Source organism: Acidovorax sp. HMWF018, from assembly GCF_003061035.1.
Lineage (GTDB): Bacteria > Pseudomonadota > Gammaproteobacteria > Burkholderiales > Burkholderiaceae_C > Acidovorax > Acidovorax delafieldii.
On sequence record NZ_QAIM01000057.1, the window covers coordinates 1 to 11,120 of the forward strand.

Sequence of the window (11,120 nt, forward strand, 5' to 3'; positions counted from 1 at the left end):
GCGCTGATACGGCTACTCATGCTCGGCTGGGCGGGGCTGCTGGCCTGGGGCCTCTGGGCAGGCCGATTACCGTGGTGGGTGCTGGGCGCGGCGGTCGCCGTCAATCTCCTGACCTTTCTGGTCTACGCCATCGACAAAAGCGCCGCGCAAAACGGCCGGTGGCGCACCAAGGAAAGCCACCTGCACCTTCTGAGCCTTGCAGGCGGCTGGCCCGGCGCATGGTGGGCCCAGCAGTGGCTGCGGCACAAATCCCGCAAGGCGGAGTTTCGCGCGGTGTATTGGGCAACGGTGGTGCTGCATTGCGCGGCGCTGGGGGCCTGGCTGGGCGGATGGCTGGGCTAGCAGATGCGGTCAAAAACTAATAAATTGATAGCAATCAACCCATGAAGCACTAGCGCACCAAGCGCTTTTGGCACATATTCTTGTTACCCAGCCACCTGCAACGCAAAGCGGGCTGACGCACAGATGGCCCGCTGGCCTACACAGCGCGCCGGGAGGCCCGGTTTCAATCCCAAAGGTCTGAAACACTTCGGGAGATGCCCATGAAACCCCTCGTCCTTGATTCCACCATGACCACCATGGGCGGCGTTTTCTACCCCACCGGCCAGGTGTTTGCGCTGTTCCCCGACGAGGACTGCGCGCGCCAGGCCGCACTCGCATTGCAGGCAGCAGGCCATCAGGGCGATGTCGCCTATGCCAGCCCCGAAGTCATCCTGCAAGAAATTGTGCACACCCTGGGCACTGCAGATGCGCCGCTGCCATCTGTGGGCGCCGAAGGCGACATGGTGCGGCGCATTGCCGACCTGGCGGGCTCCGGCCACCACGGCATTCTGATCGCAGTGAACGACAAGGACGACACCGACACGCTGGTGGCAGCGATTGCCCCCGAAGGCGCGGTCACGGCGTTTTATTACCGCACCTTCATCATCGAAGACCTGATCTCGCAGCCCGCAGACGATGGCCCGCAGTCCGTGCTGGTGGGCACCCACGCTGCGGCGCCGTAAACACCGGCTTCTGTCAGGCCGGGCAACACCTGGGCGGAGCCAGCGATGGCCCGCCGCGCGCAGGTTCAGGTGCGGGTGCGCATCGGCATGGCGGCCATTCCCCGCAGGCACAAGGGGTTGCCAAACTTTGCATGCGCTGGCAAGTTGATCTCTATATAGTGGGTCGGAAGCACCGCACCGCCGAATCAGCCACCCGTTCCAGGACAACCCTGGACCGCGGGCATTGATGGAGCATGCGGACACACTGATGAGGGCGCGCCGGATGGGGCCACCAGGCATCACTGGCGCAAGCAAGCTTGGCACGAGGCGAGGGACCCATCCATGGATGTATTGCAGCCGGTCGAGCGAAGGCCTGTGCCGTTGACGTTGCGGGTGACCTGGCCTTTCATCACCATGGTGTTGCTGCTGGCGGTGTGCGCCACGGCCAGCCTGTATATCTTGTCCACAGTGCGTGCCTTCGTCGCAGGCGAAAGCCTATGGACCAAAGGCCAGAAAGACGCCATCTATTTTCTGAACCAGTACGCCATCACCGGCTCCCCCCAGGCCTTTGAAGGGTTCACCCGCGCCATGGAGATCCCGCTGGGCGACCGGGCGGCCCGGCTGGCCCTGGAGCCAGGCCAGGTGCAGACGGATGTGGCGCGTGACGGCTTTCTGCGCGGTGGCAACCACCCCGATGACATTGACGGCCTGATCTGGCTGCTGCGCTACTTTGACGGCTTTGATCTGGTGAAGAAGCCGGTAGACCAATGGCTGGTGGGCGACGAGTACATCCGTGCGCTGCGCGAGCTGTCGCACGAGATCCACCAGCGCAACACCGCCGGCACGGCGGACGCCCCCACGCGCGAACGGTGGCAGAACACCATCCGCGAGATCAACGCGGGCGTGACCCCGGCGGCCCGGAACTTCAGCGACGCCCTGGGCGAAAGCTCGCGCCACATCGTGCTCCTGCTGATGTGGACCAACATGGGCATCGCCCTGGTGCTGATTCTTCTGACCCTGTGGCACACGCACAAGTTGCTGGCCCAGCGCCAGAACGCGGAGCGCGCCCTAGAGGTCGAGCGGGAACTGGCGCGCACCACGCTGGCCGCCATTGGCGATGCCGTGGTGACGACCAACATCCACGGCGAGGTCACCTACATGAATCCTGCCGCAGAAACCTTGCTGGCCCGCCCGGCCGCCCTGGCCACCGGGCAACCTCTGGCGCAGTTGCTGGTCTTCGAAGGTGATGCACCACCCCTGTCGGCCGACGCCCTGGTGCAGACGCTGCTGCGCAGCGATGGTGCCGCCAAGGGCAACATCCACCGCACCCTGGTGCGACCGGACCAGAGCATCGTTCCGGTGAGGCTGGTGGGCTCTCCCATCCGGCACCGGGGTGTGCTGACCGGGGCGGTGTTGGCGCTGCACGACGTCACGCGCGAGCAGCACTATGTAGAGCAGCTCTCGTGGCAGGCCAGCCATGATGCGCTGACGGGCCTGGTGAACCGCCGCGAGTTCGAGCACCGGCTTGAAGCCCTGCTCAGCCACCCGCGCCAGCCGGGCCGTGAGGGCTCGCTGCTCTACGTGGACATGGACCAGTTCAAGCTAATCAACGACACCTGCGGCCACCAGGCCGGCGACGAGATGCTGCGGGAGGTCTGTCGCATGCTGCAAAGCCACCTGCGCGAAGGGGACACCCTGGCACGGCTGGGCGGCGACGAATTCGGCATCCTGCTCAAGGACTGCCCCGTTGGCCCCTCGGCGCGCATTGCAGAGCAATTGCGCCAGGCTGGCCAGGACCTGCGCCTGGCCTGGGAAGGCCAGCAGCTCAGCACGGGCCTCTCCATCGGCATGGTGCAGCTCATCCCAGCGCTCACCTCCATCCAGGAGGCCATGCGCGTGGCCGACATGGCCTGCTACCGTGCCAAGGAAGGTGGGCGCAACAGGGTGTTCATCTACCAGCCCGAAGACATCGAGATGACCCGGCGCGAAGGCGACATGGACTGGGTGCGGCGCCTGCGCCTGGCGCTGGAGCACAACCGTTTCCAGCTGTACGCGCAGACCATCCGCGCGCTGCAAGGCACCGGTGATGAAGGCCTGCACATGGAGGTGCTGCTGCGCCTGCGCGAGGAGGAAAACGGCCAGCTGGTGGCGCCCGGCACCTTCATCCCGGCCGCCGAGCACTACGGGATGATGCCGTCCATCGACCGCTGGGTGATCCGCCACACACTGCAGGCGCTGGCGCAGCACCAGCGCACCCCGGGCGCCCAGCCGCTGCACACCTGCGCCATCAACCTCTCGGGCACCAGCCTGGGCGACGACAGCCTGCTCAAATACATCCGTACCACGCTCACCGAATCCGGGCTGGACCCCGCGCTGCTGTGCTTCGAGATCACCGAGACCAGCGCGATATCGCACCTGCCCAACGCAGTGCGCCTGATGAAGGAGCTGCAGCAACTGGGCTGCCGGTTCGCGCTCGATGACTTCGGCGCGGGCATGTCGTCCTTCACCTACCTCAAGCACCTGCCGGTGAACTACCTCAAGATCGACGGCGCTTTCGTGAAAGACCTTCTGCAAGACCCCACCAACCGTGCCATGGTGGAAATGATCCACCGCATCGGCCATGTGATGGGCAAGCAGACGATTGCCGAGTTCGCCGAGTCCGACGCCACCGTTGATGCGTTGCGACTCATCGGCGTGAACTACGCCCAAGGCTATGCGGTGGCAAAGCCCGTGCCGCTGTCGGAATGTCTGGCAAGGGACTACACCACCGCCTGACCACCGCGCGGGCCTGACGCGCCTGAGTCCCGCCACCCCACCGATGCCGTTGGCGCGGCATGCCAGCGCCCCGTTTCAGCCTGCAGATGCAATGGGCAGATGGACGCCCTGCCCGCCACGCCACGCCACGCCACGCCACGCCACGCCACGCCACGCAAGCAAGCAAGCAAGCAGGCAGCGGACTATCGCGCTTTCTTGAACGGTTTGCCGCCAGCAGCCGGCTTGGCCGCGCCCCCGGTCACGCGCGGTGGCAGGCCCGTGTGCTGGGTCAGGATGCGCCCCTTGGTGGGCTGCTGCACCGTGCGCGACGCCGGTGCCACGGCGGGCTTGGCCCCCGTCGGGGTCGAGTTCTTGCGCCGCGCGCTCTGGTAACCACCGTCGGTGAGCGGCTGGAAGGTCGGGATCAGGTGGTGCTTGCCGTTGCCGATCAGGTCCGCCCGGCCCATGGCCTTGAGCGCATCGCGCAGCAGCGGCCAGTTGTTCGGGTCGTGGTAGCGCAGGAAGGCCTTGTGCAGACGGCGGCGCTTTTCGCCGCGCACGATGTCCACAGACTCTTCATCCACATCGCGCATTTCGCGGCGCACGCGGGTCAGCGTGTTGCGGCCCGAGTGGTACATGGCCGTAGCCGTGGCCATGGGGCTGGGGTAGAAGGTCTGCACCTGGTCGGCGCGGAAGCCGTTCTTCTTCAGCCAGATGGCGAGGTTCATCATGTCCTCGTCACTGGTGCCTGGGTGCGCGGCGATGAAGTACGGGATCAGGAACTGCTTCTTGCCCGCCTCTTCGCTGAACTTCTCAAACATCTGCTTGAACTTGTCATAGCTGCCGATGCCCGGCTTCATCATCTTGGTGAGCGGGCCCTGCTCGGTGTGTTCGGGCGCGATCTTGAGGTAGCCTCCCACGTGGTGCTGTACCAGCTCCTTCACGTACTCGGGCGATTTCACCGCCAGGTCATAGCGCAGGCCCGATCCGATGAGGATCTTCTTGATGCCCTTGAGCGCGCGGCCACGGCGGTAGATCTTGATCAGCGGGCCGTGGTCGGTGGTGAGGTTCTGGCAGATGCCGGGGTATACGCAGCTGGGCTTGCGGCAGGCGGCCTCGATCTCGGGGCTGCGGCAGCCCAGGCGGTACATGTTGGCCGTGGGGCCACCCAGGTCGCTGATGGTGCCTGTGAAGCCCTTGACCTTGTCGCGGATGTCCTCGATCTCCTGGATGATCGAATCTTCCGATCGGCTCTGGATGATGCGGCCCTCGTGCTCGGTGATGGAGCAAAAGGTGCAGCCGCCAAAGCAGCCGCGCATGATGTTGATGGAGAACCGGATCATCTCCCACGCGGGGATCTTGGTCGCGCCGTCATGACTGCCGTTTTCGTCGGCGTAGCTGGGGTGCGGGCCACGCGCGTAAGGCAGGTCGAACACGTAGTCCATCTCAGCCGTGGTCAGCGGGATGGGGGGCGGGTTGATCCACACGTCACGCGCCGTCACACCCTCGCCGTGGGCCTGCACCAATGCACGCGCGTTGCCAGGGTTGGTCTCCAAGTGCAGCACGCGGTTGGCGTGGGCGTAGAGCACGGGGTCGCTTTTCACCTGCTCGTAGCTGGGCAGGCGGATCACGCTCTTCTCGCGCGGGGGCACCTTGAGCTTGGCCTTGAGCGCCGGATTGGCAACAAACTGGATCGGCTGAATGGCAGGGTTGGGGCTGTTTTGGCCGGTAGCGCTGGTCCTATTTGCGGTGCCCGCTACAGAATCAGTAGCACTCCCATCCTCTTTGCTGCAGGTGCTGCCTTGAGCCGCAGCCTGCTCGCTGGTGGTCATGTACGGGTTGATGTGCGCCTCTACGCGGCCGGGCTCGTCCACCGTGGTGGAGTCGATCTCGAACCAGCCCTTGCCGCTCTCGTCGTCCGGTCGGCGCACAAAGGCCGTGCCGCGCACATCGGTGATCTGCTCCACCGGTTCACGCGCTGCGATGCGGTGGGCCACTTCAACAAGCGCACGCTCGGCGTTCCCGTACAGCAGCAGATCGCACTTGCTGTCCACCACGATGGAGCGGCGCACCTTGTCGCTCCAGTAGTCGTAATGCGCAATGCGGCGCAGGCTGCCTTCAATGCCGCCCAGGATGATGGGCACGTCCTTGTAGGCCTCGCGGCAGCGCTGGCTGTAGACGATGGCCGCACGATCGGGGCGCTTGCCGCCCACGTCGCCGGGGGTGTAGGCGTCATCGCTGCGGATCTTCCGGTCGGCGGTGTACCGGTTGATCATCGAATCCATGTTGCCCGCCGTCACGCCCCAGAACAGGTTGGGCTTGCCTAGCGCTTTGAAGGGCTCGGCGCTCTGCCAGTCGGGCTGGGCGATGATGCCCACGCGAAAGCCCTGCGCCTCCAGCGTGCGGCCGATCACGGCCATGCCAAAGCTCGGGTGGTCCACATACGCGTCGCCCGTCACCAGGATGATGTCGCAGCTGTCCCAGCCCAGTTTCTCCATCTCGGCGCGGCTCATCGGCAGGAACGGTGCCGTACCAAAGCGCTTGGCCCAGTACGGACGGTAGCTGGTCAAGGGCTTTGCGGCGCGCGCAAAAAAGGAGACGTCAACGGGGGCGTTCATGCAAAGGGGGTCGCGGCCGCCCCCGGTGCGATGGGGGCCTTCGTGGGGCGCGTCTGTGGTGGATAACCCGTGATTTTACGTTGGCGGACGGTTTTTGTCGCCTTGGCAGCCCTTGCCCCTCACTGTTACAGGCTTGATGGCCGTCAGGCATATACTTGCTTTTGCCAATTAATTAACTGACAGAGGCATTCATGAGCGACAACACCTCTACCCTTCCCGAGTCCGTCCCCGTGCCTGCGAGCGCGGTGAAAGCCGTGCGCCGGTTCAACCGCTTCATCACCCGCCGCATTGGCGTGCTGGACCCGTACCTGGGTAGCAACCTATCGCTGACTGACGTGCGCGTGCTCTACGAGCTGGCCCATCGCGAGGCCCCTGTGGCCAGCGAACTCGCGCGGGAACTGGGGCTGGACGGCGGGTACATGAGCAGGATATTGCGGCGTTTTGAGCAGGCCGGGTGGATAGAACGGCATGCCAACACCAAGGACGCGCGGCAAAGCCTGGTCACGCTCACCACTGCCGGACGCGAGGCGTTCGAGCCGCTGCAGCAGCGTTCGCGCGACGAAGCTGCCGCACTGCTCGCCCCCTTGCCCCCGGCTCGGCGCCAGGAGGTCGTGGAGGCCATGGAACGGATCGAAACCCTGCTGTCCTCCCCCTCCAACGCGGCGGATGGCACCCGAATCGCCGTCCTGCGCGACCCTTTGCCAGGCGACATGGGCTGGGTAGTGCAGCAGCATGGCGAGATCTATGGGCGCGAGTACGGCTGGGACAACCGTTTTGAGGCCTTGGTGGCAGACATCGCAGCGCAGTTCTTGCGCAAGTTCCAGCCCGCATGGGAGAAAGCCTGGATCGCCGAGCTGGATGGCGAGCGCGTGGGCTCGGTGTTTGTGGTGCGCAAATCGGCCACCACGGCGCAGCTGCGCATGCTCATCCTCAGCCCCAAAGCCAGGGGCCTCGGCCTGGGCGCCCGCCTCACCGACGAATGCATTGCCTTTGCGCGTGCAAAAGGTTACAAAAAGATGGTTCTATGGACCAACAGCTGCCTCACAGCTGCGCGTGGCATCTACGGTCAGCGCGGTTTTCGGCTGGTCAAGACCGAGCCCTACGAAGGCTTTGGTCAGCAATTGGTGGGAGAGACCTGGGAGCTAGAGCTTTGAAATGAGGCAACACGACCCGCTGCCCGACCAGCGGCCTTCAACGCGAGGCCACGGAGTATCTCGATGACTTTGTCCGATTCGCTTTTGATTCGCCCGGTCACGGCCGACGATGACCTCGCACGCCTGACCACCCTCATCCACTGCGCCTATGCACCCCACGCGCTGCGGGGTCTGCGCTACTGGGGCACCCACCAGTCTGTGGAAGATACGGCGAAGCGGTTTGCTTCAGGCACGGGGTTGGTGATGCTGGACGGCGAAGACTATGTGGGCACTGTCACGCTGCGACCGCCGCAACCCGAATCCTCGGTGCCGCTGTACCGCGACCCTTCGGTGTGGTCTTTGTGCCAGTTCTGCATTACCCCTGACGCCAAAGGCCGGGGTTACAGCACACAGCTGCACGCCTATGCCCTGGACTATGCCCGCAGAGCGGGCGCCCGGGTGATGGCGCTGGACACTGCGCAACCGGCCACGGCCTTGATAGCGATGTATGAATCCTGGGGTTACCGGGTGGTCGGCGAGTGCGACTGGCGCCCTTTGACCAACTACACCAGTGTGCTCATGGCACGCGACCTGGGCGCAGTAGACGATTGCGTGGGCAACACCGGCTGAAGGGACGCTGCGTGGCTTGTTACGTTACGCAGCACGCCGTATCACCACTCACCGATTTCCCGCACGCGCTGCGCCAGGTCCGGCATCTCTTCGTCGTGCTCTTCCACTGCGTTTGGCATCGCGCCGGTCGATGCCACCGAGCTGGCGCCCGATGCCTGGGAGACCGCGGAAGAGATGAAACGGCCAAACAGATGGCCGGCGAGGGAGGTAGGCAAAGGTGCAGGGAGCGAAGTGGCAAACATGGCGGTTCCTTTTCTGATGGCCCGAGTGCTTTCAAATGCGTAGCAACAGCGTAGTCCACAGCAACATGTCCGCAGTGTAGGAACGCACGCCTATGGCATGTGTGACAGAACGCACATTCCCAACGCGATTTGTGCCGATCCACACCCTTCAGGGTCCGTGCTGTGACTTCCGTCACACACGGCCCCCTGCTGGCACCCAAAGCGCTCGCCGTACACTCGCTGCCCCATGCCCCAGACTCTGGCTGCCCCGGCGCACAGCGAACTCATCATCAAGAAAAGCCGCTTCATCGGCTGCGTGCAGCCCATGGCCGACCGCGCTAGCGCGCAGGCGGCAGTGGATGCGCTGTGGAATCAGCACCCTGGCGCAGCCCATATCTGCTGGGCGCTACTGGCGGGCGGACAGTCGGCTGCGGTGGACGACGGCGAGCCCGGCGGCACCGCCGGCCGCCCTATGCTGGACGTGTTGCGCCACCAGGACCTGGAAGGCGTGCTGGCCACGGTGGTGCGCTACTTTGGCGGCGTCAAGCTGGGCGCGGGCGGCCTGGTGCGCGCCTACACCGACACCGTTGCCCAGGCACTGCTGACGGCCCCCAAGGTCACGCTGCAGCGCATGGCCCTGTTGCAGTGCCAGGTGCCCTATGCCCTGGAAGGCCTGCTGCGCCGCGAAATTGAAGCTGCTGGCGCCGAATTGGTGGACGTGCAGCATGGCACGCTGGTCACCTTGCAGCTGCGCCTGCCCCAGACGCAAGCCGCCCCTTTTGTCCAACGCATCAACGACCACGGGCAAGGCCGTGTGGGCTGGACGGACCCCGGGGCCTGACCGGACGCCGAGACCCGGCCCGCAAAGGGCAACAAGCTCGGTTTTCACATGCGTGCAAGCGCTCTCAGCGGCCTCACTGAAACGGCCTGTGCGCCTACAACGTTGCGGCGGTTCGCGCGTCACACTCCAGGTTTTCAGACTCCGAGAAAGCCCCATGGCCCAACCGCTCGACACCATCATCATTGGCGCAGGTACGGCGGGCCTGGCCGCGCTGCGTGAAGTGCGCAAGCGCACCGACCGCTACCTCATTGTCAATGAAGGCCCCTGGGGCACTACCTGCGCCCGCGTGGGCTGCATGCCGTCCAAAGCGCTGATCGAGGCGGCCAACGCCTTCCACCGTCGCCACACCTTTGAAGCATTTGGCCTTCGGGGCGCCAGTGCATTGACCGCGGACCTGCCTTCCGTGCTCCAGCGCGTGCGCGCACTGCGCGACGACTTCGTGGCGGGCGCCCTCAAAGCCACCAATGACCTGGGCAGCAACCAGGTGTCAGGGCGCGCCACGCTGCTGGGGCCGCGTTCGGTGGACATTGATGGCACGGCTTACGCCACGCGCAGCATCATCATCGCCACGGGATCACGCCCCCGTTTGCCCGAGGCATGGCTGGCGTTTGGCGACCGCATGCTCACCACCGACACCTTGTTCGAACAACCGACCCTAGGCCCCCGCATCGCAGTGATCGGCATGGGCCCGATTGGAGTGGAGCTATCGCAAGCGCTCGCGCGGCTGGGCCTGCAGGTGGCTGCGTTCACCACTGGCCACACGCTGGCTGGCTTGAGCGACCCAACGCTGAATGCCGAGCTGGCGGCCCTGCTCAAGCAGGACATGGTGCTGCACATGGGCGCCGAGGCGCAGCTGCGCGAAGTGCCTGGAGGCATTGAAGTCGCCAGCGGCGCCAACCGCGTGGTAGTGGACCAGGTCATCGCTGCCATGGGCCGGGTGCCCAACATTGAGCACCTGGGACTGGAGACACTGGGCGTACCGCTGGATGCGCGCGGCCTGCCCACCGTAGACCCACAAACCCAGCAAATTGGCAATTTGCCGGTGTTTCTGGCGGGTGACGCCAACACCCACACCCCGTTGTTGCACGAGGCGGCCGATGAAGGCCATATTGCAGGCCTGAACGCCCTGGCCCCCAATCCCACGCGCTTTCGACGCCGCACCTTGCTGTCCATCGTGTTCGCCGACCCCAACGTGGCCGTGGTGGGACCGCGCGTGGCCGACATGGACGCGCACAGCACCGTCACCGGCACCGCCAGCTACACAAACCAGGGCCGTGCCCGCACCGCCCAGCGCAACCATGGACGCCTGTGCGTCTATGCAGACCATGCCAGTGGTCGCCTGCTGGGCGCCGAGCTGTGCACCCCTGACGGCGAGCACCTGGCGCACCTGCTGGCCTTGGCCGTGCAGCAGCAACTGACAGTGCACGACCTCTTGGGCATGCCCTTCTATCACCCCACGCTGGAAGAAGGCCTGCGCACCGCCTTGCGCGACGCAGCCCGCCAGCTGCCACACACCCACGCCTCCGACCTGGCCGCCTGCCCAGCCCTTGGGGTACCCGCGCTGGACTAGGCGGAGCACTACAGGGCAGGTCCACGACCGCTGAACATGTAACAACGCTCAAGCCGCGTTCTGCCGCGCCGATAACCCCCCATTGCCCCGAGGAGTCACCATGGACGTCGCCCTGACCAACAGCATCGTCAACACCGCTACCAACCTGGCCAGCGCCAAGACATCGGACGCCTTGAACATGGTGGTACTGAAAAAGGCGCTGGATATGCAGGCGGTATCGGCCGCCACCATGATCGACGCCATGCAGCAGTCCATGCCCCAACCCCAGCTGGCCACCAGCGGCGCACTGGGCACCAACGTCAACACCTTCGCCTGATAGGCTAAGCCCCTCCCGTCTGGGCACCTCAGCGCAAACGCGCAGGCGACAGCC

The 11,120-nt window shown here is 65.2% G+C and carries 10 protein-coding genes; 8 read left to right on the plus strand and 2 right to left on the minus strand.

Annotated elements, in window-relative coordinates; translation table 11 throughout:
* The 3 genes from DBR23_RS02040 to DBR23_RS02050 form a co-directional block, all read left to right on the plus strand.
* Positions 1-342 (plus strand): DUF1294 domain-containing protein (locus DBR23_RS02040; protein ID WP_233250229.1); only part of this gene is annotated, 342 nt, incomplete at its 5' end.
* Between the two features lie 200 nt (positions 343-542).
* On the plus strand, positions 543-1,004 hold the full coding sequence (locus tag DBR23_RS02045; protein WP_056065035.1) for a hypothetical protein: 462 nt from the start codon (positions 543-545) through the stop codon (positions 1,002-1,004).
* Positions 1,005-1,325: 321 nt separating this feature from the next.
* The gene (locus DBR23_RS02050; RefSeq protein ID WP_233250230.1) at positions 1,326-3,758 is read left to right on the plus strand and encodes an EAL domain-containing protein; all 2,433 of its coding nucleotides are present in this window, start codon (positions 1,326-1,328) and stop codon (positions 3,756-3,758) included.
* Positions 3,759-3,940: 182 nt separating this feature from the next.
* Here the strand turns inward: DBR23_RS02050 and DBR23_RS02055 are convergent, their stop codons facing one another.
* Positions 3,941-6,355 carry a YgiQ family radical SAM protein gene (locus DBR23_RS02055; RefSeq protein WP_108497146.1) on the minus strand — a complete coding sequence of 805 codons (2,415 nt, stop codon included), beginning with the start codon at positions 6,353-6,355 and terminating at the stop codon, positions 3,941-3,943.
* Positions 6,356-6,546: 191 nt separating this feature from the next.
* Here DBR23_RS02055 and DBR23_RS02060 point away from each other — a divergent pair, with 191 nt between their 5' ends.
* Both DBR23_RS02060 and DBR23_RS02065 read left to right on the plus strand, forming a co-directional pair.
* Positions 6,547-7,509, plus strand: a complete 963-nt coding sequence (locus tag DBR23_RS02060; protein ID WP_108497147.1) for a bifunctional helix-turn-helix transcriptional regulator/GNAT family N-acetyltransferase — start codon at positions 6,547-6,549, stop codon at positions 7,507-7,509.
* 63 nt (positions 7,510-7,572) lie between these two features.
* Positions 7,573-8,118, plus strand: a complete 546-nt coding sequence (locus tag DBR23_RS02065; RefSeq protein WP_108497148.1) for a GNAT family N-acetyltransferase — start codon at positions 7,573-7,575, stop codon at positions 8,116-8,118.
* A 41-nt stretch (positions 8,119-8,159) separates the two neighbouring features.
* On the opposite strand, the gene DBR23_RS02070 is transcribed toward DBR23_RS02065, so the two are convergent.
* Positions 8,160-8,360, minus strand: coding sequence for a hypothetical protein (locus DBR23_RS02070; protein ID WP_108497149.1), 201 nt, complete (start codon positions 8,358-8,360; stop codon positions 8,160-8,162).
* Between the two features lie 226 nt (positions 8,361-8,586).
* Between DBR23_RS02070 and DBR23_RS02075 the strand changes: the two genes are divergently transcribed.
* From DBR23_RS02075 to DBR23_RS02085, 3 genes are all read left to right on the plus strand, one after another.
* Entirely contained in the window at positions 8,587-9,180 is a 594-nt protein-coding gene (locus DBR23_RS02075; protein WP_108497150.1) for a YigZ family protein, read from the plus strand.
* Positions 9,181-9,334: 154 nt separating this feature from the next.
* Positions 9,335-10,750 carry a dihydrolipoyl dehydrogenase gene (locus tag DBR23_RS02080; RefSeq protein WP_108497151.1) on the plus strand — a complete coding sequence of 472 codons (1,416 nt, stop codon included), beginning with the start codon at positions 9,335-9,337 and terminating at the stop codon, positions 10,748-10,750.
* 100 nt (positions 10,751-10,850) lie between these two features.
* Positions 10,851-11,066: a putative motility protein gene (locus DBR23_RS02085; RefSeq protein WP_108497152.1), complete on the plus strand. Its 216-nt coding sequence runs from the start codon at positions 10,851-10,853 to the stop codon at positions 11,064-11,066.
* Positions 11,067-11,120 lie beyond the last annotated feature (54 nt).